Below are 22,592 nucleotides of genomic sequence, written 5' to 3' on the forward strand. Positions count from 1 at the left end.
ATGAAGGTGTTTCTTGCTTCGACATGGTTCCAACTCTGCTGGTTTGCAGCGGTGCTTGGAACCTATCAATGGCAATGGGTGACGTTATTCCTTACTTTGGCAACCCTACTATATTGTTTGAAAACTGACGCATCTTCGCTCAAAAGTATTGGTGTTATCGCCACGATTGGTCTCGTGCTTGATACATTAAATCAGCAATTTTCAATTTTCATGTTTGCCACTCAATGGTTACCCCTTTGGCTTTTGTGCCTTTGGATTCTGTTCGCCTGGTATGCCTATCAACTCAAGTCAATTTTGTACCGTTTCCCAAAAACCTACGTATCAATAGTAGGCGGACTCGGAGGAACAGCGAGCTACTTTGCTGGCTATAAGCTCCAAGCCGTTGAATTTGGATTTAGCACTGGCGCTACACTGGCAATGTTGTTTGTCGAATGGTGCGTCATGATGCTCTTGATACTCAAGGTGTACGGAAATGAAAAGCTTGAAGAGAGACTTAACTCAGAGACTGACTAGGCTGCTTGCGTTGGTAATAGTAACTGGCTCTTTTGCTCTGCAAGCTCAACCTGTTGGAAACAGCGAAGCTGCTAGCAACATTGCGAATTGGAAGGGATGGAAAACTGTTGGAGAAGCCCAACTTACTTGGTTCATCTTCGATATTTATCACTCAAGATTAAAAGCGCCTGATGGAAAGTTCATCGTAAGCGATGACGTATCGCCACATCCCCTTGCGTTGGAAATTAATTACAAGAGAGACATCAGTAAGCAACAGCTGCTTGATGTGACGGATGAGCAGTGGGCGAAATTGGGTTTTACGGACTCATATCGAAAAGCTTGGATCAGCGAGCTCGATCGTATGTTTCCTGATATTCAAAAAGGTGACGAGCTTACTTATCTAACAGATGGAAAATCTGGTCAGCTTTTTTATAAGCAGGTTGGGGACGTGCAAGTAAAGAACGTTGGCATCATTGAAGACGAACGAATGAACGATGCATTTTTGGCTATATGGTTATCACCCAACACAGAATTTCCGAAACTCCGAAAACAATTGATAGGGCAGGTTAGATAGTGTTTAAACGAATTTTTAAATCAGCGACTTTAGTGGCAGCTGTTTTTCTTTCGGCATGTTCCGCAGACATTGATAATTACCGCTCTTCTAAACCGACTTTTGACGTATTCGGTTATTTCGAAGGCGACATAAAGGCGTGGGGGATGGTGCAAGATTATACCGGACAGCAAACGCGTCGCTTTGAAGTCGATATAGTGGGTACTGTAGCGGGTGATACGCTGACGCTGGTGGAAGACTTCGTGTTTGATGACGGAGAGGTGGACCAGCGAATTTGGGTTATCACTAGATTAGAAGACGGTCGTTATGAAGGTAAGGCAGACGATATTATAGGTGTGGCAACAGGGGAAGAGCAGGGCAATGCGCTACAGTGGCAATATGACTTTAAGCTACAAATGGAGGATTCATCAGTGACGGTTGCTTTTGATGATTGGCTTTATCGTCAGGATGACAGACACGTTTTCAATCTAACGAAAATAAAAAAGTTTGGTGTGGAAGTAGGAACAATAACCTTGTTCTTCCAAAAGCTGCCATAACAAATGGGGCTGATCTTCAATTAATAATCCATTCCATATAACTAAAATTATTTTCTCCCGACCTAACTCTCCTAACTAAAAAAGGTTGACGCTTTCGCGTCAACCTTTTAAGTATCTGGTCGTTACAGGAGTATTACAGCTTATCTGTCAGCTCGATTGCTTGACCGATATAGTTCGCTGGTGTCATCTCTTTCAGACGTGCTTTCTCGTGCTCAGGAAGCTCAAGACCGTCGATGAAGTTACGCATTGCTTCGCCGTCTACACGCTTACCACGAGTTAGCTCTTTCAGCTTCTCGTATGGCTTCTCGATGCCGTAACGACGCATAACGGTTTGTACTGGCTCAGCTAGTACTTCCCAGTTCTTGTCTAGTTCAGCAAGAAGCGCTTCACGGTTTACTTCTAGCTTGCTGATGCCTTTAAGTGTCGAAGTGTAAGCGATGATAGCGTAGCCAACACCAACACCAAGGTTACGTAGAACCGTTGAGTCAGTTAGGTCACGTTGCCAACGAGAGATAGGCAGTTTCTGTGCTAGGTGGCCGAATACAGCGTTCGCAAGACCTAGGTTACCTTCTGAGTTTTCAAAGTCGATTGGGTTAACTTTGTGAGGCATTGTTGAAGAACCGATCTCACCAGCAATAGTTTTTTGCTTGAAGTGGCCTAGTGCAATGTAACCCCAAACGTCACGGTCGAAGTCAATCAGGATAGTGTTGAAACGAGCGATAGCGTCGAACAGCTCAGCGATGTAATCGTGCGGTTCGATTTGAGTTGTGTAAGGGTTCCAAGTTACGCCTAGAGACTCTGTGATGAACTCTTCAGAGAACTTGTGCCAATCTAGCTCTGGGTAAGCAGAAAGGTGTGCATTGTAGTTACCTACTGCACCGTTGATTTTCGCTAGGATCTCAACGTTTTCGATTTGCTTGAATTGACGCTCCATACGGTACGCCACGTTTGCCATTTCTTTACCCATAGTAGATGGAGAAGCAGGCTGACCGTGTGTACGAGATAGAAGAGGAATGTCGCGGTATTCCACTGCTAGTGCTTTGATAGCGTCGATTAGGTTACGGATTTCTGGAAGAATCACGTTCTCACGCGCTTCTTTAAGCATTAGAGCGTGTGATGTGTTGTTGATGTCTTCAGAAGTACATGCGAAGTGGAAGAACTCGTTTACTGCGTGCAGTTCAGGAACGTCTGCTACTTTCTCTTTTAGGAAGTACTCAACCGCTTTTACGTCGTGGTTAGTTGTACGCTCGATCTCTTTGATACGGCGTGCATCTTCTTCAGAGAAGTTTGCAGCAAGGTCGTCTAGGAATTGGTTTGCTTCTGCGCTAAACGCTGGCACTTCTGCAATTTCAGCAGTAGCAGCAAGCTTTTGTAGCCAGCGGATTTCAACGATAGTACGGTACTTTAGTAGACCGTATTCACTGAAAATTTCGCGTAACGCAATTGTCTTGCTTCCGTAACGGCCGTCTACTGGTGAAACAGCAGTCAATGCTGACAGTTCCATGATGTTCTCCTGAATTGGGTTTCTAAATTTCGTGAGCTTTATACCAATAACTGTGGCAATTGTCACGAATATTGCGCAAACGTTTGCGCGAGATTTGTTTTAGTCGAAAAAAATGAGCTCGCGATAAACGCGAGCTGCTTATTTGATATTTTACTACAGACGAGCAAGAAGGATTTGTGCTTGCTCTACCATCTTCTTGCGCCCGAAGATTAGGTGGCGACGCTTACCACCAACTTGACGCCAAAGAACTGCACTACGAATGCCAGATAACAACAGCGCACGAACTTTGTGTTGGCTTGCCGTCTGCTGCAGTACAGATGGCGTGCCCGTTACTTGAATGCGTGGGCCAATAGGGCTAACGACATCCAGATAGATGCTCGCTAAATTGCTGATCATTTGATCGTCTAGTAGCTCAAAGTGCTCTGACTGACGCTTGGCCATTTGAATACGATCACCAAGCTGAGACATAGCATCGTTTCGAGAGCTTAACTTACGTTCTAACGCCATTAAACTAATAATGTAACGAGTAATTTCACTGCCTGATGGTGTGCTATCAATCCCTTTAACCAAGCATTCTAGGCCGAGCTTTAGATCGGCTTCGCGACCGAATACGCCAACTGTGTTAGCAGGGTTAGTGCTCAAAATAGCGTTGATTGATGTTTCAAAAGCATCTTGATCACAATGTCCGTTTCTCGCTACCTGTTGAACTAAAGCAACAGCTTGGCAAATCCCAGCGAAAGCGATAGTACGGTCATAAAGTGTATTCGCCACGTAACGACTCCTAAGCTTGAGAATATTTAATGCGTTGCTCGATGATGCCGCCACCTAGGCACACGTCACCTTTGTAGAACACTGCTGATTGACCTGGAGTTACAGCAATTTGTGGCTCGTCAAAGATAACTTTAATGTTTTCATCATCGATAGGGATGATTGTACAAGGAATATCTTCCTGACGGTAACGAGTTTTCACTGTGCACTTCATAACATCGCGAATTGGCTCACGATCTACCCAGTGAAGTTGTGATGCAAGTAGACCTTCTGATTTCAACATTGGATGGTCTTTACCTTGAACGGCAATCAAAACGTTACGCTCTAGGTCTTTCTCACCAACGAACCATGGGTCTTCGTTACCACCGCCACCTTTACGGCCACCGATGTGCAGACCTTTACGCTGACCAAGAGTGTGGTACATCAGGCCTTGATGTTGACCAATCACTTCGCCCTCAGGTGTTTCGATGTTACCTGGTTGAGCTGGAAGGTAGCGACCTAGGAATTCTGTAAACTTGCGTTCACCGATGAAACAAATACCCGTAGAGTCTTTCTTCTTCGCTGTGATTAGATCTTGCTCTTCCGCAATGCGGCGTACTTCTGGCTTTTCTAGATCACCAACAGGGAATAGGCTACGTGCGATTTGCTCGTTGCTTAATGTGTACAGGAAGTAGCTTTGATCTTTGTTGCCATCTAGACCACGTAGCATTTGTGGTTTTTCACCGTTTTCAGGGAAAGAACGACGCACGTAGTGACCCATTGCAATGTAATCCGCATCAAGCACTTCATCAGCGAACTCTAGGAATGCTTTGAACTTGATTTCTTTGTTACAAAGAATGTCTGGGTTTGGTGTACGACCTGCTTTGTATTCTGCAAGGAAGTACTCAAATACGTTATCCCAGTATTCAGCAGCAAAGTTGATGGTGTGTAGGTGAATGCCCAGCTTGTCACATACTGCCTGAGCATCAGCAAGATCTTCTGCTGCTGTACAATACTCTTCGTTGTCATCTTCTTCCCAGTTCTTCATGAACAGGCCTTCTACTTGGTAGCCTTGTTGCTTTAGAAGATACGCAGAAACAGATGAATCAACGCCGCCGGACATACCGACGATGACTTTCTTTTGGCTGTTATCAGACATTACTAAACACCACTAAAATTAACGGGACGCAGATTCTACCAGAATCCACTGACCGGTGACAGATCCGAGATCGAAATCACACTTCGATTTTGGCTTAAATTTATCCAAATGCGAAGGTGAGGGTTAAATTCGATAAGTATAGAAGGGTTATATATGGCATAGTTGGCAAAAATCCAAGAGGAAAAAGCAAATGACTGAAGAAAACCAATTTATGCAAGAAAGTGAGTTGATTGAAATTGTTGAAAATCAGCTAGAAGATGGCAATCCGCTCAAAGTAAAAGAAACCTTGATGCGTTTAATGATGACAGGTACACCACGTGAAGATGCGGTTGCGATGATGGCATGCGCAATGTCGATTGAGATTTTCGACGTGATGAAAAACGAAGGTGAATTCAATCTGAAACGCTACAGCGAGCACCTTGATCAATTACCAGATTTGGGTTTCATGGAAGGCGAATAGGCCGATTGAAAGAAAAAAGCAGACTGCAAACGTTTGCTATAATTGCCTTTATTGCTGCTTTAATAACGGCGGTATAGAATCCGTTCTCCTTTTCATCCCTTACTCAGACTAACAATATGAAATTTCCTGGACAACGCAAATCCAAGCACTATTTTCCTGTTCATGCTCGTGACCCATTGGTGAGCCAAGCACAAGAAAGTAAAAAGATGACGCGCACACACATCATCGGCATTGATCAAACGCTGGTTGATATTGAAGCGAAAGTGACAACGGATGTGATTGAAAAGTACGGTTTGAGTAAAGGACACTCGTTGGTTATTGATGATGCAACAGCAGAAGCTTTGTACCAACAGCTAAAAGCAGAATGCCTGATTACCAATGAGTATGCAGGTGGTACGATCGGTAATACGCTGCACAACTATTCAGTGTTGGCCGATGACCGTTCAACACTTCTGGGCGTAATGAGCCAAGATATCAAAATCGGCAGCTACGGTTACCGCTACCTATGTAACACATCTAGCCGTATGGACCTGAACTACCTACAAGGTGTTGACGGTGCAATCGGTCGTTGTTTTGCTCTGATTACCGAAGATGGTGAACGTACTTTCGCAATCAGCGAAGGTCAAATGAACCAACTTCACCCAGACAATATCCCTGAGAAGATCTTCAAGAGCGCATCTGCTCTAGTTCTTACTGCATACCTTGTTCGTTGTAAAGAAGGCGACCCAATGCCGGAAGCAACGATGCGTGCTATTGAATACGCGAAAAAGCACGATGTACCAGTGGTATTAACGCTAGGTACTAAATTTGTTATTCAAGATGATCCAACATTCTGGCAAGAATTCATTCGCGACAATGTTTCTGTCGTTGCGATGAACGAAGACGAAGCAGAAGCACTGACGGGGGAATCTGATCCACTTGCTGCGTCTGATAAAACATTGGAGTGGGCTGATCTAGTATTGTGCACGGCGGGTCCTGTAGGTCTATTTATGGCTGGGTATACGGAAGATAGCGCGAAGCGCGAAACTTCTTTGCCATTACTTCCAGGGTCAATTGCTGAATTTAATCGTTATGAATTCAGTCGTCCGGCGAAAAAAGACTCATGCGAGACGCCAATAAAAGTGTACTCGCATATCTCGCCATATATGGGTGGCCCAGAAAAAATTAAGAATACAAATGGCGCAGGTGATGCTGCGTTATCTGCTGTTCTTCATGATATGGCAGCAAATAAATACCATAAAGAAAATGTGCCTAATTCAAGCAAGCACAGTAACGAGTATTTAACTTACTCTTCTTTTTCTCAAGTCTGCAAATACGCAAACCGTGCTAGCTACGAAGTTCTCGTGCAACATTCACCACGATTGTCGCGCGGACTTCCTGAGCGGGAAGATAGCCTAGAAGAAGCATACTGGGAACGTTAATACGAAGCGGTTTAATTAACTATTCTGTAACTAAAGTAAAAGGCACATTAAGAAATGTGCCTTTTTTATTTGTAATGGTTTAAATAAAAAAGGCTCCCTATGGGAGCCTTTTAAAAATAGCACGGATCTAGATTAGGAACTCATCCAGAGATTTACCTGCATCAAGTTGCTCTTGAATCGCCGAAGGTGTACGACCTTGGCCAGTCCAAGTTTTCTCATTACCGTTTGAATCTGTGTATTTGTATTTAGCAGGGCGAGGTGCGCGCTTCGCTTTGCCTTTCGTCTTAGTTTCGCCAGATAGCGCAGTAATAAGTGCTTCTACGTCAATACCGTCTTGAGCGATTTTCTCAGCAATCTCTGCAAGCTTAGCTTCTTGCTCTGCTTGTGCTGCGCGTTCTGCTTCTTCTGCTTCACGACGCTCATCTACGACAGTAGTGAGTTTATCTAGAGCTTCTTCCAATTGTTCTAGAGTCAGCTCACGAGAAAATGCACGAAGGCTACGGATATTTAGAAGGGTTTTAGTCAGCTCTGACATAACGATTCCTATTAAAAGGTTAATGTGTTGGGCACTTTTTATCGTTACGATTAAATAATGCCAATCTATAAATAAACAAAGAGTCCTTATATTTAACTTTATCTTTTCCTTATGTGCAAATGCTAAATCAAGATTTTGTTTAAATTTGACTATTTTTTAAAGCAATTAATATTATTACACTCGAAATAAATCATTATTAGATGAGAACTAAAATCAACAATCATTATTGTATAGAGAGAGTGACAGCTTGGTTTTTTATAAAAAAATTTGAGTTATTACTTAAAAATATGAAGCATCCATCTTTAATGCTGTGTCATATATCCTTAATTTATTGATATAAGATAAACCATGATATTTCTAAGGTAGTAATAATGTTTCATAAATAACATGATTGATGTGATTTCAGTTGCACAAAACTTATGGAAGTAGGCAAGGTTTATAAATTATCTCAGTCATTATTTATTTGTTTAATTTAGTTTGATGTGTTGCATTGACTCTCATCATAAGTACAATGGCTGCCACCTGATGCAATATTGCAGACAATTTGTTGTTAATTTGTACAGTTAGTGGTTAATTGTTTGTTGTTGCCGTAGAGGCGCGGTCTCGAAGAGTAGCTATTATTGGGGTGATGCCAATGAATAATAGTGGAAGGCGAAGATTGCCGAAGTAAGTAACTCATCAAAGTTACTTGCTGGGGTTGTATCTGAAAGGAACAACACTGCCATAGTATATATTCACATTAAACTATGGAGCGCTACTGTAGGGTTGGGTGGAGTGTTCGCTTCCCTGTCGCTAAGTTCAACATGAGCACGTATCGTATGCTACGTGACTTGTCTGCAGTAGATCTCTAGCCAAACTTTGGTTTTTGAAGATCATGAATTTAATAGATTTTTCTAGTTCTCCTGTTTCATTATTGCCACCTATTGTCGCTTTGACTTTGGCGATTTTGACTCGACGTGTATTAGTTTCCTTGGGTGTAGGTATCGTGCTAGGTGCGGTGCTACTTAATAGCTGGTCTATCAGCGACACCGCAGGTTACGTCAGTTCTCAAGTTTCTTCTGTCTTTATTGAAGATGGCGGAATTAACACTTGGAACATGAGCATTGTTGGTTTCCTAATCTTATTAGGTATGACAACAGCTTTATTAACGCTATCTGGCGGTACTCGTGCTTTTGCTGAATGGGCACAATCTCGAGTGAAGAGTAAACGCGGCTCCAAACTTCTTGCCGCCTTTTTAGGCGTATTCATTTTTGTCGATGATTACTTTAATAGCCTTGCTGTTGGTGCGATCTCTCGCCCAGTAACCGATCGCTTTTATGTGTCTCGCGCTAAGCTTGCGTACATTCTAGACTCAACCGCTGCTCCAATGTGTGTAATTATGCCTGCTTCTAGCTGGGGTGCTTACATTATTACTATTATTGGCGGGATCTTAGTCTCACATGGGATCACAGAGTATTCGGCTCTTGGCGCATATGTTCGTCTTATTCCAATGAACTTCTACGCCGTTTTTGCGCTGCTAATGGTGTTCGCTGTTGCGTGGTTTGGTCTTGATATTGGTAAAATGCGTGAGCATGAGATCTCTGCATCGCAAGGTCGTGGCTTTGATAAAGACAAAGAAAATGACTCGCAAGAAGCGCATGACCTAAACGAAGAGCTAGATATCCGTGAAAGTGAAAAGGGTAAAGTGTCAGATTTGATACTTCCTATCGTGACGCTGATTATCGCGACTATCGCTTCAATGCTTTACACGGGTGGCCAAGCATTGGCTGCTGATGGTAAGGAGTTTGCGCTTCTTGGTGCTTTTGAAAATACAGATGTAGGTACATCACTAATCTACGGTAGCTTGCTTGGCTTAGCAGTTGCAGTGTTTACTGTTGTGAAGCAAGGTCTACCAATGGCTGAGATCGCACGTACACTTTGGATTGGTGCTAAGTCTATGTTTGGTGCGATTCTAATCTTAGTATTTGCCTGGACCATTGGTTCTGTTATCGGTGATATGAAGACTGGTACTTACCTTTCGACAATGGCGCAGGGCAATATCAACCCTCATTGGCTCCCAGTTATCCTATTCTTGTTGTCTGGCCTGATGGCGTTCTCAACAGGTACTTCATGGGGTACGTTCGGCATTATGCTACCAATCGCGGGTGACATGGCTGGCGCAACAGACGTAGCGCTAATGCTACCGATGCTGAGTGCGGTTTTAGCTGGTGCGGTATTCGGTGACCATTGTTCACCAATCTCAGATACGACTATCTTGTCATCGACGGGTGCACGTTGTAACCACATTGATCACGTATCAACACAGCTACCTTATGCATTATCAGTCGCGCTTGTTTCATGCGTGGGCTTTATTGCCCTTGGTATGACTGCTTCAATTGCGTTTTCGTTTATTGCAGCGTCGATAACATTCGTTATCGTTTGCGCTATTTTGTCATGGCTTTCAAAGTCTAAAATAGCGTCTTGCCAGAGTGCGTAATTCACTGATTTAAAAAGTAAATTTTTAGGAGGCTTCGGCCTCCTTTTTTATTTGTATTATACAATTCGAATTTTTTTAAAATTAAGGGTTGAAAAAAGTAATCAGCTTGGTTAGTGTGGTTGGTAACAAAGCAAATGAGAAGAGCCTTGAAATAAGTATGCGTAATTTTGTAATGAACATTCATCACCATCATCACCCAATCTAGTCTTTCGGGCGATGTACGCATACCCGGGAGGCAGGAAACTCCCGGAGGTAAAATCAAAGTAAAAGCAGATTTTAAACCCTCGGGAGACTTCAATCTCCCGAGGGTTTTTTAGTTTTATTAGTTTGAAAAATACTTAGATATCAAAATCTTGCATAGGGACAAAGCAATGCAAACACAACGTTTAAGAATCGCAATTCAGAAAAAAGGTCGTCTTAGCAAAGAGAGTCAAGCTCTACTAAAACAGTGCGGCGTAAAGTTCAACGTAATGGGCGAGCGTTTAGTTGTCCATTCTGAAAATATGCCAATTGATTTACTCTTGGTTCGTGACGACGACATCCCAGGTTTAATTATGGATGGCGTGGTTGACCTTGGCTTTATTGGCGAAAATGAACTAGAAGAAGTTCGCCTTGACCGCAAAGCATTAGGTGAACCCTGCGAGTTTGTTCAGCTTCGTCGACTTGATTTTGGTGGCTGTCGTTTATCTATCGCAATCGACAAGGACGAAGAGTACAACGGTCCACAAGACTTAGCTGGCAAGCGTATTGCTACAACGTATCCTCAACTTCTAAAAGCGTACATGGATGAAGCCGGCGTTCCATTCTCTACATGTATGCTGACAGGCTCTGTAGAAGTTGCCCCTCGCGCGGGTCTCGCTGATGCTATCGCTGATTTGGTTTCTACAGGTGCAACACTGGAAGCGAACGGCCTTAAAGAAGCTGAAATTATCTTTAAATCAAAAGCGACATTGATTCAACGCACAGGTGAGTTCGACGCAGACAAAGTGGCGCTAATCGAAAAGCTGTTAACTCGTATGCAAGGCGTGCAGCAAGCGAAAGAATCTAAGTACATTATGCTTCACGCCCCAGCAGAGAAGTTAGATCAAATTAAAGCACTACTGCCAGGTGCTGAAGACCCAACTGTTCTTCCTCTTTCTGCAGATAAGCAGAAAATGGCTGTTCACTTAGTGAGTTCTGAAAACCTATTCTGGGAAACAATGGAACAGCTGAAAGAGTTGGGCGCAAGTTCAATTCTCGTTCTACCAATTGAAAAAATGATGGAGTAAGCATCATGAGAACAGTCGTTTGGCAATCATTAAGTGAGAATCAGCAAGACTCTATTTTGGAGCGCCCTGCTATTGCAGAAGGTGCCAATATCACCACTGCTGTGGCCGAAGTTATTGCTAAAGTTCGAGAAGAAGGTGACTCTGCTCTTATTGAGCTGACAGAAAAGTTTGACCGTGTTAAGCCTGAATCCATTCGTGTTTCTTCTCAGGAAATTAAGGCAGCGTCAGAGCGTTTGTCAGAGTCAATGAAGAGCGCACTAGAGCAAGCTTACGCCAATATTTCTAAGTTCCACAAAGCGCAAAAGCCGCAACCGCTCAAGGTGGAAACGCAGCCAGGTGTTCTTTGTGAACAAGTAACACGTCCAATTCAAAAAGTGGGTTTGTACATTCCTGGTGGCAGTGCGCCTTTGCCATCGACTGTTTTGATGCTCGGCGTTCCTGCAAAAATTGCAGGTTGTCGTAAAGTCGTTCTTTGTTCTCCACCGCCAATCGCTGATGAGATCCTTTATGTCGCGAAGCTGTGTGGCATTGATGAAGTGTACAACGTCGGTGGTGGCCAAGCAGTTGCTGCAATGGCTTATGGCACCGAGACTGTATCGAAAGTAGATAAGATCTTTGGTCCGGGCAACGCTTACGTGACCGAAGCAAAACGACAGGTTAGCAATGATTTCCGCGGTGCTGCGATTGATATGCCAGCAGGGCCATCAGAAGTTCTTGTGATTGCCGATGAAACCGCAGATGCAGACTTTATCGCTGCGGATCTTTTGAGCCAAGCAGAACACGGTCCTGATTCTCAAGTGGTATTGGTGACTCCTTCTCCTGTGATTGCTGATAAAGTGACGGATGCGGTTCAACGTCAGCTTAAGGAGCTATCTCGTGCGGACATCGCAGAGCAAGCATTGGCTTCAAGCTTGATCATCATTGCCGAGTCTCTTACTCAATCGGTTTCCATTTCGAATTACTACGGTCCTGAGCACTTAATTGTTCAGACTAAGAACCCACGCGAGCTTTTACCTCTATTAGATAACGCAGGTTCTATCTTCCTAGGTGATTGGTCGCCTGAATCAGCAGGTGATTACGCATCGGGCACCAACCACGTTCTTCCTACTTACGGTTACACACGCACGTATTCAAGCTTAGGTTTGGCCGATTTCTCCAAGCGTATGACGGTTCAAGAACTGTCTGCTGATGGCCTAAAGAACCTTGCACCAACTGTGGTCACCATGGCGGAAGCAGAAGGTCTGGATGCGCACAAACGTGCAGTGACCATTCGCGTAGAAAAATTAGCAAGTAAGAAAGAATAAGAGAGTAATGAGATGGAAAAGCTAGCGCGTAAACAAGTCCAACAGCTTACCCCTTATATGTCGGCTCGCCGAATCGGTGGTACGGGTGACGTATGGCTAAACGCCAACGAATCGCCATTCAATAATGAATATAAAACAGACTTTGCTCGTCTTAATCGTTACAGCGAATGCCAACCGAAAGAACTGATTTCCGCTTATGCAGCGTATGCGGGTGTGAAACCAGAACAAACGCTGACTTCTCGCGGTGCTGATGAAGGTATTGAGTTATTAATTCGTGCATTCTGTGAGCCGGGTGAAGATGCGATTCTTTACTGCCCACCAACTTACGGCATGTACGCCATCAGTGCAGAAACCATAGGTGTAGAGCGTAAAACCGTGCCGCTAACGTCAGATTGGCAACTAGACCTTGCAGGCATCGAAGCTAATCTGGATAACGTGAAACTGGTTTTTGTATGTTCGCCAAACAACCCAACAGGTAACTTGGTTAAGCGAGAGGACATTGTGTCTCTGCTTGAGATGACAAAAGACCGTGCAATCGTGGTGATGGATGAAGCGTACATCGATTTTTGTCCAGAAGCGTCAACGGTGGACCTACTGGCGCAATACTCGAATCTTGCGATTCTGCGTACTCTGTCGAAAGCTTTTGCGCTTGCAGGTCTGCGTTGTGGATTTACGCTTGCGAACGAAGAGCTTATTAATGTACTTCTTAAAGTTATCGCACCTTACCCAGTCCCAGTTCCAGTGGCAGAAATTGCGACTCAGGCGCTTTCGGAAGCTGGTTTAGCACGAGCGAAGTTTCAAGTTCTCGATTTGAATGCAAACCGTGCTTACTTGCAAGTTGGCCTTTCAATGATTCCGGGCTTGGAAGTGTTTGAAGGGTGGGGGAACTACCTATTGGTGAAATTCCCAGATGGCGATGACCTTTTCAAAGCGGCTTGGGATACGGGCATTATTTTGCGTAACTCGCCAATTGAAAATTGTGTGCGTATCAGTGTGGGTAACCGTGACGAGTGCGAAAAAACGCTTGGATTTATCAGAAACTACTACGCATAAATAGAGACAGAATTTATCGCTCTCGCTCAATAGCGGGAGCGCCAAAAGAATAGCAATAAGGAAGTTCGAGTGAGCAAACAACAAAAAATCCTTTTTATTGATCGTGATGGCACCTTAATTGTCGAGCCGCCGATTGATTTTCAAGTAGACCGTTTAGACAAACTAAAGCTAGAGCCATTTGTTATCCCAAGCCTGTTGTCGTTGCAGGATGCAGGATACCGTCTAGTGATGGTCACGAACCAAGATGGTTTGGGTACCGACAGCTACCCACAAGAAGATTTTGATGCACCACACAACATGATGATGGAGATCTTTGAATCTCAAGGTGTGAAGTTTGATGATGTGCTGATTTGTCCTCACTTTGATGAAGATAACTGCTCTTGCCGTAAGCCTAAATTGGGCTTGGTAAAAGAGTACCTTCAAGGTGGCAAAGTGGATTTCCAAAATTCTGTTGTGATTGGCGATCGTCAAACTGATCTTCAACTTGCAGAAAACATGGCAATTCGTGGCATTCAATACAACCCAGAAACCATGGGTTGGAAACAGATCCTGAAAGATCTCACGGTGAAGGCACGCGTTGCTGAAGTGGTTCGCACCACAAAAGAAACGGACATCAAAGTATTCGTTAATCTTGACGAACAAGGCGGCAATGACATCTCTACTGGTCTTGGCTTCTTCGACCACATGCTGGATCAAATCGCGACACACGGCGGGTTCCAGATGGTGTGCAAAGTAGAAGGTGACCTGCACATTGATGATCACCACACAGTAGAAGATACCGCTCTTGCGTTGGGTCAAGCGTTGAAAGAAGCACTGGGTGACAAGCGTGGTATTGGTCGCTTTGGCTTTAGTTTGCCAATGGATGAGTGTTTGGCGCAATGCGCACTAGACCTATCAGGTCGTCCTTACCTTAAGTTCGACGCGCAATTCAGCCGTGAGCAAGTGGGTGATCTTTCAACAGAGATGGTGGTTCACTTCTTCCGTTCTCTGACTGACACATTAGCGTGTACGCTGCACCTGTCTTCTGCGGGCAACAATGATCACCACATCATTGAAAGCTTGTTTAAAGCGTTTGGTCGTACTTTGCGCCAAGCAATCAAAGTAGAAGGCACTGAGCTACCAAGTAGTAAAGGCGTGCTTTAAGGCTAACTTTAGCAAGGAGAAAAACAGTGACAGAACAGAAAGTTGTCATTATCGATACTGGCTGTGCCAACGTCTCTTCGGTGAAGTTTGCTATTAAACGCCTAGGCTATGACGTAACTATTTCAAAAGATCCGCAAGTTGTATTGTCGGCAGATAAGCTATTCCTACCAGGCGTGGGAACCGCCAGCGAAGCGATGAAGAATCTAGAAGAGCGCGATCTTATCAGCTTGGTAAAACAGGTAGAAAAGCCATTGCTAGGTATCTGTTTAGGCATGCAACTGTTGGGCAAAGTGTCTCAAGAGAAAGGGCAGAAAGCCGACGAGTTGGTTGAGTGTCTTGGACTTTGTGATGGCGAAGTGAAGTTGCTACAAACCGGCGATTTACCGCTGCCGCACATGGGTTGGAATACAGTGTCTGCAAAAGCAGGTAATCCACTTTTCAAAGGTATTGAAGAAGGTGAGTACTTCTACTTCGTGCACAGCTTTGCAATGCCTGTTGGGGATTACACGATTGCGGAATGCGAGTACGGCAACCCGTTCACAGCAGCAGTACAAAGCGGTAACTACTACGGCGTGCAATTCCACCCTGAGCGTTCTTCAAAAGCGGGCGCGAAGCTTATTCAAAACTTCTTAGAATTATAAAAGGGATTTAGTGTGATTATTCCAGCTCTTGATTTAATTGAAGGACAGGTGGTTCGCCTTTATCAAGGTGATTACGGCCAAGTAACCGAGTACAAAGTCGACCCAGCAGAGCAGTTCAACTTGTACCACCAAGCGGGTGCTAACTGGCTGCACTTGGTGGATTTAACTGGCGCGAAAGACACGACAGCACGCCAGCTTGATTTGATTGCAAAGCTACTAGCAAGCACGCCAGCGAACATCCAAATCGGTGGCGGCGTACGTACAGAGCAAGACGTGATTGACCTGCTAGAAGCTGGTGCTCAGCGTGTTGTTGTTGGTTCTACAGCAGTAAAACAGCCAGAGCTTGTGAAATGTTGGATGGAAAAATACGGCGCAGAGAAAATCGTTCTCGCGCTAGACATCAACATCGATCAAGACGGCACGCGTAAAGTGGCGATCTCTGGTTGGCAAGAAGACTCAGGCGTGACTATCGAAGCTCTGATCAACGATTACCTAACGGTAGGTTTGCAGCACGTGCTTTGTACGGACATTTCTCGTGACGGTACGCTAGAAGGCTCAAACGTAGAGCTTTACGTTGACCTATGCAAACAGTACCCACAAGTGCAGTTTCAATCTTCAGGTGGCATTGGCTCATTAGCAGATATCGAAGCGCTAAAAGGCAGCGGTGTGGCTGGTGTGATTGTTGGTCGTGCACTGTTAGATGGTAAGTTCACAGCAGAGGAGGCGTTTGCATGTTGGCAAAGCGAATAATTCCATGTCTTGATGTTCGTGATGGACAAGTGGTAAAGGGCGTTCAGTTCCGTAACCATGAAATTATTGGCGATATCGTTCCTCTGGCACAGCGTTATGCAGAAGAAGGCGCAGACGAGCTTGTGTTCTACGATATTACCGCTTCAAGTGATGGTCGTGTCGTCGATAAAAGTTGGGTCGCTCGCGTTGCAGAAGTGATTGATATTCCTTTCTGTGTGGCTGGTGGTATTAAATCAGCGGAAGATGCAGCGCGCATTCTTGAGTTTGGTGCAGACAAAGTGTCCATCAACTCACCTGCATTGGCGAACCCGCAACTGATTACTGACCTTGCTGATAAGTTTGGTGTGCAATGTATCGTCGTTGGTATCGATTCATACTACGACAAAGAGACAGGTAAGTATCAGGTTTACCAGTTTACCGGTGATGAAGAACGCACCAAAGCAACTCAATGGGAAACGCGTGATTGGGTGCAAGAAGTACAAAAACGCGGCGCTGGTGAAATCGTACTGAACATGATGAACCAAGACGGCGTGCGTAACGGCTACGATATTGAACAACTTAATATGGTGCGTGAAGTGTGTAACGTGCCATTGATTGCATCGGGTGGTGCTGGTGCCATGGAGCACTTCGCAGAAGCCTACCAAAAAGCAAATGTGGATGGCGCGCTTGCCGCATCGGTATTCCACAAGCAAGTCATCAATATTGGTGAACTAAAGCAGTATTTGAAACAACAAGGCATTGAGGTACGACTATGAGTGTGAAAGCCGCCGAAGTAAGTTCGCTAGCTGAGCGAATCAACTGGGAAAAGGTGGATGGTCTGGTACCTGCCATCGTACAAGATTTCCAATCAAGCCAAGTGCTGATGATGGGTTACATGAACCAAGATGCGTTGGCAAAAACGGGTGAAACAGGTCAAGTGACGTTCTTCTCTCGCACCAAGCAACGTCTTTGGACGAAAGGTGAGACTTCTGGCAACGTATTGCAATTGGTGAACATGCAGCTCGATTGCGACAACGATACGCTACTGGTGAAAGTTAATCCCATTGGCCCTACGTGTCACCTGGGTAACACAACTTGCTGGGATGTGGACCCTCAAGAGGAGTCACAAATGGTGTGGCTTCATCAACTTGAGCAGTTACTGGCTGCCCGCAAGAGTGCCGACCCAGATTCCTCTTATACTGCCAGTCTTTATGCCCGTGGCACCAAGCGTATTTCGCAAAAAGTGGGCGAAGAAGGCGTTGAAGTCGCGCTTGCGGCGACGTCGGGCGATAAGTCGGAGTTAGTGTGTGAATCAGCAGATTTGATTTACCACTTAATGGTATTGCTTCAAGACCAAGGCTTATCGATGAATGACGTAGTGAATAAACTGAAAGAGCGTCATAAGTAAGCTTGCGATAAGTGAAAGCCCCTATGCTCTCGAGCCTAGGGGCTTTTTACTTTAGTGTTCTTGATTCGGGGCAAAAACCGGCAACAGTGCTGGTGGCGATTAGATTCTGAATCACGCTCGTCCCTCGCTGTTCAGAATGACGGTATATTTTCTAATGGTACTTGCAGTAGAGTTATTTACTTCAAATAGGTACATATATTAACGTCACTCCAACGAACCTAGGCGAAGTCAAGAATCCAATTAAATCGAGCTCAATAAGCTAGGAGTGGATGATCTTACCCACAACACTTCTTAAATTTCTTACCGCTTCCACAGATACACGGGTCGTTACGACCTACTTTTAGGCTACTCACTGGTTGGTTTAGGCGAGGATCTTGTTCTGGTTCTTCTTCTAGCTCTTCTTCTGGAAACGTGCCGTCAATGTAGTACCAAAGCCCATTTTCTTTTACAAAGCGAGAACGCTCTGTCATGCAGTAGCGTTTGCCGTCTTCGTCAAAGTAAGCGTTGAATTCAACAAAACCTTCATTCTCGTTACAACCCGCTTCAGCTTTCACTACCTCAAGCTTGCACCAATCGCTGTCGATAGATTGGGCAATGCCTTCACGTTGCTCTTCTGCATTACAGCTTGGGTGGTATGTGTTCACCACGTAATCCACTAGACCTAACACATGCGCGCTGTAACGAGAGCGCATTAGCTGCTCCGGAGTGGTGACGTCAGCGTGGTTATTGTGGGCAATTTCACAACACTGTTGGTAGGTGCGGTTAGAGCCGCAAGGACAAGAAGAAGCCATAAAATGAAATCTCGATTAATTAAGCGGTAAAAACAAACAACCCCACATAAGTGAGGTCGCAGGTATTCTTTGGGGCATTATAGCCGTTTAGGGCGTTTGAGACAGCAGTTCTTGAGCCCATTCCGTCGATTGATTAAAAGCGTCTGCTAATTGAGGTTCGGTTAATTTAAGAACGGTGCAATATCGCTCGGCTAACTCCCAGTCCGCTTGTTCGTAGGCGATCGTCATCGAAAGTAAGTGACCAAGTACGCCTTTTCGACTGGTTAATGCGAGTTTTATATCTTCGTCAACGGGGATATCTTCAATGACATCCGAGAGAGGTTGATCGAGCAAAGATCCGAGTAAAGAAAACATGCCTGTTAAAAAAGCCTGCCCAGGGTCATACCTAGTGTTCATTTGACTAAGTAACAGTTCACACATTCGTGCACGCTGAATCGCTAAAGAGTAAAGAGAGTCAGGTTTATCTTCTTGAACGGACGCAATTGCAACTAAGGAAATAAAGCGTCGTAGTCGCTCTTCACCCAGATAAATAAGCGCCTGTCTGAACGATTTTATCTTAGTCGTTAATGTATATCCTGAATTTACGTAAGTAAGCAACTTGTATGACAGCGTCACATCAATCGAAAACAGACGTTCAACCTCATTGAAGTCGATGGGCTTATCTGCAATCTCTTTACAAAGTTGGATGACGGTAAGAAACGCGGGGTTCAACCGTTTTTTCTGGATCATCTCAGGTTTGCTAAAAAAATACCCTTGAAAATAGTTAAAACCGGCTTCTAGAGCTTGCTCAAACTCTTCATAGGTCTCTACCTTTTCCGCAAGAAAGTCGATTTTAAATGGGCTCAACGCCTGAATAAAAATGGCAGCTTTCTTGATCGGCACAAGTCTAATATCAAACTTGATCATGGAAACGTATGGAAGAAAACGCTTCCAAGCTTTCGTCGGAACAAAATCATCCAGAGCAATTTTGTACCCGCACTCATGAAGGTGCTTGATGGCTTCTAACAGTTCTTTTGTCGGTTCGCAGTCTTCAAGGACTTCAATGACGAGAGATTCTTTAGGAAACAAAGTTGGGACCAAGTTCACCAAGCTTTGATGCGGAAAGTTAACAAAGCCAAGTTTGTTTCCTAATGTGTTGTAATGCGTCGATAAAAAATGATCGGATAGCAGTCGACTAGTAGCCAGCTCTGGTTCTACTTCAGGGAAGGTATTTTTAGGGCCGTCTCGAAAGAGGAGTTCGTAACCTATGGTTCGTTTTTCTCTATCCAGAATCGGTTGGCGAGCTACGTAAGAATACTTCAATTAGGTACTTCGTTCTGTTTAACTTAGTATTATGATAATAGCGATTTTTTACAAAATATCTACGACTTGAGCGTGAATCTTCTACAAGCTCTACATGCTTAACGCAAATTCTGTATGAACGGTCTCGTTTGTAGGTCAAAACTATCAGAATTTACTTTTAAAACTGAGCCTTGCGTATACCAATCCCCTAAAACAATTCGGGTCTTTTTAACGCCATCGACGTCAAAAAAATGTGTGTTCGGGCGATGCGTGTGACCATGAATCATTAAGTTGACGCAGTTCTGAGACATCACTTTCTCGACCTCATTTTGGTTAACGTCCATGATATCTAATGACTTGCTCATTTTATCATCACGAATATCGGATTGAACTTTTGAGACAATTTTCTTCTTAATGAACCAAGGAATACGGTTAAACAACCATTGTAGCCATGGCTTGTGAACGGTTTTTCTAAACTCTTGGTATTTCACATCGTCAATGCAGAGCGTATCGCCATGTAGGATTACGGCTTTTTGACCATAAAGATCAATCGTGCAGACATCGTCGAGTAATGTCATACCGGTTTCTTTGCAAAAGCGTTTGCCGAGTAAAAAATCTCGATTGCCTTGGATGAAAAAAGTTGGCACACCCGCATCCGTCAGTGCTTTAAATTCTGCGCGGATTTGGTCTGCAAAAGGGGTGTTGTCATCGTCACCAATCCAGAACTCAAACAGATCGCCGAGTACATAAAGTGCATCAGCTTTTGTTGCTTCTGTTCGCATGAACGTCACAAAACATTCCGTGATATCAGGACGTGATGGGGTAAGGTGAAGATCGGAAATAAATAATGTCGTCATAGAAATAAGGGGAAGCTATGCCTCCCCATTAACTTATCTTTTAAAAATAATTCCTAAGAATTACTCTTCAATTGTTGTACCAGTGATTACTACGTCTTCTAGAGGTACGTCTTGGTGCATGCCGTAAGAACCAGTGCTAACGCCTTTGATCTTATTTACGATGTCCATGCCTTCGATTACTTCACCGAACACACAGTAACCCCAACCGTCTAGGCTTTCGCTACGGAAGTCTAGGAATGTGTTGTTGTTTACGTTGATGAAGAACTGAGAGCTTGCTGAATGCGGCTCCATAGTACGTGCCATAGCAAGTGTACCCACTCTGTTGCTTAGGCCGTTGTTTGCTTCGTTCTTGATAGGTGCACGAGTCGCTTTTTCACGTAGACCAGACTCCATACCACCACCTTGGATCATGAAGCCGTCAATAACACGGTGGAAAAGCGTGTTGTCGTAGAAACCGTCGCGGCAGTACTGAAGGAAGTTTGCGCTTGTCTCTGGCGCTTTCTCTTCGTTTAGTTGAATCTTGATGTCACCAAAATTAGTGTGAAGGGTGATCATGCTACTTTCCTTTACTGTGTTGTGTTGAGCCCGAGATTCTAGCCTAAGTTCTAGTGCTTTAAAAACTCAGGAAGAGGAAATTCTTCGTTTTGTGCTTGAAGTTTAGCCGATTATCGTTTTATCGGTTAATTGCTATTACCTAACTAGGTTGGAGTTGATATACTCATCTTCTTTTATTCATTCACAATCATAGATAGAGATCATGTTAAAGATATATAACACACTCACAAGACAGAAAGAGGAATTCAAACCAATTACAGCTGGCAAAGTCGGTATGTATGTCTGTGGAGTTACCATCTACGATCTCTGTCACATTGGTCACGGTCGTACTTTCGTCTCTTTTGACGTTGTATCACGTTACCTTCGCTACTTGGGCTATGATCTGACGTTTGTACGTAACATCACAGATATCGACGATAAGATCATCAAACGTGCCGCAGAAAATGGTGAGTCTTGCGATTCATTGACTGAGCGTTTGATTGGTGAAATGCACGCTGATTTTGATGCTCTGAACATGAAACGTCCGGACGTTGAACCTCGTGCGACACAGTTTATTGCTGAAATCATCGAATTGGTTGAGAAGCTAATCGAGCGCGGTTTTGCATACGTTGCAGATAACGGTGACGTAATGTTTGAAGTGGGTAAGTTCAACGAATACGGTAAGCTTTCTAAGCAAGACCTTGATCAGCTTCAAGCTGGCGCGCGCGTTGATATCGAAACAGCAAAACGCAGCCCTCTAGACTTTGTACTTTGGAAGATGTCTAAGCCGGGTGAACCAACGTGGGAGTCACCATGGGGTCCAGGTCGTCCAGGTTGGCACATAGAGTGTTCAGCAATGAACTCTTCAATCCTAGGTAACCACTTCGACATTCACGGCGGTGGTTCTGACCTTCAGTTCCCACACCATGAAAATGAAATCGCACAATCATGCTGTGCACACGATACACAATACGTGAACACATGGATGCACAGCGGCATGGTAATGGTAGACCGTGAGAAGATGTCTAAATCTCTAGGTAACTTCTTTACTATCCGTGACGTTCTTGGTCACTACGATGCTGAAACAGTGCGTTACTTCCTAATGTCTGGTCACTACCGTAGCCAGTTAAACTACAGCGAAGATAACCTAAACCAAGCACGTGCTTCGCTTGAGCGCCTGTACACATCTCTACGTGGTTTAGACCTAAACGCTGCGCCTGCTGGTGGTGAAGAATACGTATCTCGCTTCACTGCAGCGATGAACGATGACTTCAACACACCAGAAGCTTACTCAGTACTGTTCGACATGGCGCGAGAAGTTAACCGTCTGAAGACAGAAAACCTAGAGAAAGCGAGCGAACTCGGTGCGCTAATGCGTGAACTAGCTGACGTGATCGGTATTCTTCACCAAGATCCTGAAGCCTTCCTAAAAGGTGATGCGGGTAACGATGATGAAGTGGCTGAAATTGAAACTCTGATCAAGCTGCGTAATGACTCTCGCGCTGCGAAAGATTGGGCGAATGCAGATATGGCTCGTGACAAGCTGACCGAAATGGGCATTGTTCTGGAAGATGGTCCAGAAGGCACAACGTGGCGTCGTAAGTAATTGAATTTTCATTTTTAAAGGGCTGATAATTCAGCCCTTTTATTTTCCATTTCCATAAATTAAAACTTTAACTTTA

The 22,592-nt window shown here is 44.3% G+C and carries 23 protein-coding genes, 1 riboswitch and 1 other annotated feature; of the genes, 15 read left to right on the plus strand and 8 right to left on the minus strand.

Annotation, left to right across the window (positions count from 1 at the left end; all coding sequences use genetic code 11):
* From H9L11_RS12555 to H9L11_RS12565, 3 genes are read left to right on the plus strand one after another with little or no spacing between them, the layout of a single operon-like run.
* Entirely contained in the window at positions 1-513 is a 513-nt protein-coding gene (locus H9L11_RS12555; RefSeq protein ID WP_042522066.1) for a DUF2878 domain-containing protein, read from the plus strand.
* Complete coding sequence (locus tag H9L11_RS12560; protein ID WP_017821712.1) at positions 473-1,066, plus strand: chalcone isomerase family protein; 594 nt, start codon at positions 473-475, stop codon at positions 1,064-1,066. Before H9L11_RS12555 ends, H9L11_RS12560 begins: the two co-directional genes overlap by 41 nt.
* On the plus strand, positions 1,066-1,599 hold the full coding sequence (locus tag H9L11_RS12565) for a DUF3833 domain-containing protein (protein WP_205390793.1): 534 nt from the start codon (positions 1,066-1,068) through the stop codon (positions 1,597-1,599). The genes H9L11_RS12560 and H9L11_RS12565 overlap by 1 nt, the downstream gene beginning before the upstream one ends.
* Before the next feature lie 133 nt (positions 1,600-1,732).
* Here the strand turns inward: H9L11_RS12565 and purB are convergent, their stop codons facing one another.
* The 3 genes from purB to mnmA all read right to left on the minus strand — a co-directional run bounded on the left by purB (position 1,733) and on the right by mnmA (position 5,009).
* On the minus strand, positions 1,733-3,103 hold the full coding sequence (gene purB, locus H9L11_RS12570; RefSeq protein WP_005378198.1) for an adenylosuccinate lyase: 1,371 nt from the start codon (positions 3,101-3,103) through the stop codon (positions 1,733-1,735).
* A 153-nt stretch (positions 3,104-3,256) separates the two neighbouring features.
* Positions 3,257-3,874, minus strand: coding sequence for a high frequency lysogenization protein HflD (hflD, locus tag H9L11_RS12575; protein WP_005378194.1), 618 nt, complete (start codon positions 3,872-3,874; stop codon positions 3,257-3,259).
* Positions 3,875-3,884: 10 nt separating this feature from the next.
* The gene (mnmA, locus tag H9L11_RS12580; RefSeq protein WP_005378192.1) at positions 3,885-5,009 is read right to left on the minus strand and encodes a tRNA 2-thiouridine(34) synthase MnmA; all 1,125 of its coding nucleotides are present in this window, start codon (positions 5,007-5,009) and stop codon (positions 3,885-3,887) included.
* A 190-nt stretch (positions 5,010-5,199) separates the two neighbouring features.
* Here mnmA and H9L11_RS12585 point away from each other — a divergent pair, with 190 nt between their 5' ends.
* Together H9L11_RS12585 and H9L11_RS12590 are read left to right on the plus strand one after the other, a co-directional pair.
* Positions 5,200-5,469, plus strand: a complete 270-nt coding sequence (locus H9L11_RS12585) for a hypothetical protein (protein WP_005437209.1) — start codon at positions 5,200-5,202, stop codon at positions 5,467-5,469.
* 116 nt (positions 5,470-5,585) lie between these two features.
* Complete coding sequence (locus H9L11_RS12590; protein WP_205390794.1) at positions 5,586-6,890, plus strand: inosine/guanosine kinase; 1,305 nt, start codon at positions 5,586-5,588, stop codon at positions 6,888-6,890.
* A gap of 127 nt (positions 6,891-7,017) precedes the next feature.
* Here the strand turns inward: H9L11_RS12590 and H9L11_RS12595 are convergent, their stop codons facing one another.
* Positions 7,018-7,425: an H-NS family nucleoid-associated regulatory protein gene (locus tag H9L11_RS12595; protein ID WP_005378185.1), complete on the minus strand. Its 408-nt coding sequence runs from the start codon at positions 7,423-7,425 to the stop codon at positions 7,018-7,020.
* 582 nt (positions 7,426-8,007) lie between these two features.
* Positions 8,008-8,190: riboswitch (Lysine riboswitch) on the plus strand.
* Between the two features lie 109 nt (positions 8,191-8,299).
* Here H9L11_RS12595 and tet(35) point away from each other — a divergent pair.
* From tet(35) to hisIE, 9 genes are all read left to right on the plus strand, one after another.
* Positions 8,300-9,901: a tetracycline efflux Na+/H+ antiporter family transporter Tet(35) gene (tet(35), locus tag H9L11_RS12600; RefSeq protein WP_205390795.1), complete on the plus strand. Its 1,602-nt coding sequence runs from the start codon at positions 8,300-8,302 to the stop codon at positions 9,899-9,901.
* 180 nt (positions 9,902-10,081) lie between these two features.
* Positions 10,082-10,219 (plus strand) — a sequence feature (His leader region).
* A 53-nt stretch (positions 10,220-10,272) separates the two neighbouring features.
* Positions 10,273-11,169, plus strand: coding sequence for an ATP phosphoribosyltransferase (gene hisG, locus H9L11_RS12605; RefSeq protein WP_005378180.1), 897 nt, complete (start codon positions 10,273-10,275; stop codon positions 11,167-11,169).
* Positions 11,170-11,174: 5 nt separating this feature from the next.
* On the plus strand, positions 11,175-12,473 hold the full coding sequence (gene hisD, locus H9L11_RS12610) for a histidinol dehydrogenase (RefSeq protein WP_171342733.1): 1,299 nt from the start codon (positions 11,175-11,177) through the stop codon (positions 12,471-12,473).
* A 12-nt stretch (positions 12,474-12,485) separates the two neighbouring features.
* Positions 12,486-13,526, plus strand: a complete 1,041-nt coding sequence (hisC, locus tag H9L11_RS12615; protein ID WP_054575133.1) for a histidinol-phosphate transaminase — start codon at positions 12,486-12,488, stop codon at positions 13,524-13,526.
* A 69-nt stretch (positions 13,527-13,595) separates the two neighbouring features.
* Positions 13,596-14,669 (plus strand): bifunctional histidinol-phosphatase/imidazoleglycerol-phosphate dehydratase HisB, encoded by a 1,074-nt coding sequence (gene hisB / locus H9L11_RS12620; RefSeq protein ID WP_033905090.1) that lies wholly within the window; start codon positions 13,596-13,598, stop codon positions 14,667-14,669.
* A gap of 26 nt (positions 14,670-14,695) precedes the next feature.
* Positions 14,696-15,310, plus strand: coding sequence for an imidazole glycerol phosphate synthase subunit HisH (gene hisH / locus H9L11_RS12625; RefSeq protein ID WP_033905091.1), 615 nt, complete (start codon positions 14,696-14,698; stop codon positions 15,308-15,310).
* A 12-nt stretch (positions 15,311-15,322) separates the two neighbouring features.
* Positions 15,323-16,060, plus strand: a complete 738-nt coding sequence (hisA, locus tag H9L11_RS12630) for a 1-(5-phosphoribosyl)-5-[(5-phosphoribosylamino)methylideneamino]imidazole-4-carboxamide isomerase (RefSeq protein WP_033905092.1) — start codon at positions 15,323-15,325, stop codon at positions 16,058-16,060.
* Entirely contained in the window at positions 16,042-16,815 is a 774-nt protein-coding gene (gene hisF / locus H9L11_RS12635; RefSeq protein WP_004749837.1) for an imidazole glycerol phosphate synthase subunit HisF, read from the plus strand. The genes hisA and hisF overlap by 19 nt, the downstream gene beginning before the upstream one ends.
* Positions 16,812-17,447 (plus strand): bifunctional phosphoribosyl-AMP cyclohydrolase/phosphoribosyl-ATP diphosphatase HisIE, encoded by a 636-nt coding sequence (gene hisIE, locus H9L11_RS12640; protein ID WP_033905093.1) that lies wholly within the window; start codon positions 16,812-16,814, stop codon positions 17,445-17,447. The genes hisF and hisIE overlap by 4 nt, the downstream gene beginning before the upstream one ends.
* 275 nt (positions 17,448-17,722) lie before the next feature.
* On the opposite strand, the gene H9L11_RS12645 is transcribed toward hisIE, so the two are convergent.
* From H9L11_RS12645 to H9L11_RS12660, 4 genes are all read right to left on the minus strand, one after another.
* On the minus strand, positions 17,723-18,238 hold the full coding sequence (locus H9L11_RS12645; protein WP_005378159.1) for a YchJ family protein: 516 nt from the start codon (positions 18,236-18,238) through the stop codon (positions 17,723-17,725).
* Between the two features lie 87 nt (positions 18,239-18,325).
* Positions 18,326-19,540: an EAL domain-containing protein gene (locus H9L11_RS12650; RefSeq protein ID WP_205390796.1), complete on the minus strand. Its 1,215-nt coding sequence runs from the start codon at positions 19,538-19,540 to the stop codon at positions 18,326-18,328.
* 98 nt (positions 19,541-19,638) lie between these two features.
* A complete protein-coding gene (gene lpxH / locus H9L11_RS12655) occupies positions 19,639-20,376 on the minus strand; it encodes a UDP-2,3-diacylglucosamine diphosphatase (RefSeq protein ID WP_005389817.1) in 738 nt (245 codons plus the stop codon).
* A 60-nt stretch (positions 20,377-20,436) separates the two neighbouring features.
* Positions 20,437-20,931 (minus strand): peptidylprolyl isomerase, encoded by a 495-nt coding sequence (locus H9L11_RS12660; RefSeq protein ID WP_205390797.1) that lies wholly within the window; start codon positions 20,929-20,931, stop codon positions 20,437-20,439.
* 202 nt (positions 20,932-21,133) lie between these two features.
* On the opposite strand from H9L11_RS12660, the gene cysS reads away from it, so the two are divergent.
* Positions 21,134-22,516, plus strand: coding sequence for a cysteine--tRNA ligase (gene cysS / locus H9L11_RS12665; RefSeq protein WP_205390798.1), 1,383 nt, complete (start codon positions 21,134-21,136; stop codon positions 22,514-22,516).
* The last annotated feature ends 76 nt before the right edge of the window (positions 22,517-22,592 follow it).

It is taken from the genome of Vibrio sp. sp1, from assembly GCF_016920955.1.
GTDB lineage: Bacteria > Pseudomonadota > Gammaproteobacteria > Enterobacterales > Vibrionaceae > Vibrio > Vibrio alginolyticus.

What these genes read in the sequence shown, in the direction of transcription:
- H9L11_RS12555 (WP_042522066.1), top strand. Translation starts at nt 1, where the DNA reads ATGAAGGTGTTTCTTGCTTCGACATGGTTCCAACTCTGCTGGTTTGCA.
- H9L11_RS12560 (WP_017821712.1), top strand. Translation starts at nt 473, where the DNA reads ATGAAAAGCTTGAAGAGAGACTTAACTCAGAGACTGACTAGGCTGCTT.
- purB (WP_005378198.1), bottom strand. Translation starts at nt 3,103, where the DNA reads ATGGAACTGTCAGCATTGACTGCTGTTTCACCAGTAGACGGCCGTTAC.
- mnmA (WP_005378192.1), bottom strand. Translation starts at nt 5,009, where the DNA reads ATGTCTGATAACAGCCAAAAGAAAGTCATCGTCGGTATGTCCGGCGGC.
- H9L11_RS12585 (WP_005437209.1), top strand. Translation starts at nt 5,200, where the DNA reads ATGACTGAAGAAAACCAATTTATGCAAGAAAGTGAGTTGATTGAAATT.
- H9L11_RS12590 (WP_205390794.1), top strand. Translation starts at nt 5,586, where the DNA reads ATGAAATTTCCTGGACAACGCAAATCCAAGCACTATTTTCCTGTTCAT.
- H9L11_RS12595 (WP_005378185.1), bottom strand. Translation starts at nt 7,425, where the DNA reads ATGTCAGAGCTGACTAAAACCCTTCTAAATATCCGTAGCCTTCGTGCA.
- hisG (WP_005378180.1), top strand. Translation starts at nt 10,273, where the DNA reads ATGCAAACACAACGTTTAAGAATCGCAATTCAGAAAAAAGGTCGTCTT.
- hisD (WP_171342733.1), top strand. Translation starts at nt 11,175, where the DNA reads ATGAGAACAGTCGTTTGGCAATCATTAAGTGAGAATCAGCAAGACTCT.
- hisC (WP_054575133.1), top strand. Translation starts at nt 12,486, where the DNA reads ATGGAAAAGCTAGCGCGTAAACAAGTCCAACAGCTTACCCCTTATATG.
- hisF (WP_004749837.1), top strand. Translation starts at nt 16,042, where the DNA reads ATGTTGGCAAAGCGAATAATTCCATGTCTTGATGTTCGTGATGGACAA.
- hisIE (WP_033905093.1), top strand. Translation starts at nt 16,812, where the DNA reads ATGAGTGTGAAAGCCGCCGAAGTAAGTTCGCTAGCTGAGCGAATCAAC.
- H9L11_RS12645 (WP_005378159.1), bottom strand. Translation starts at nt 18,238, where the DNA reads ATGGCTTCTTCTTGTCCTTGCGGCTCTAACCGCACCTACCAACAGTGT.
- lpxH (WP_005389817.1), bottom strand. Translation starts at nt 20,376, where the DNA reads ATGACGACATTATTTATTTCCGATCTTCACCTTACCCCATCACGTCCT.
- H9L11_RS12660 (WP_205390797.1), bottom strand. Translation starts at nt 20,931, where the DNA reads ATGATCACCCTTCACACTAATTTTGGTGACATCAAGATTCAACTAAAC.
- cysS (WP_205390798.1), top strand. Translation starts at nt 21,134, where the DNA reads ATGTTAAAGATATATAACACACTCACAAGACAGAAAGAGGAATTCAAA.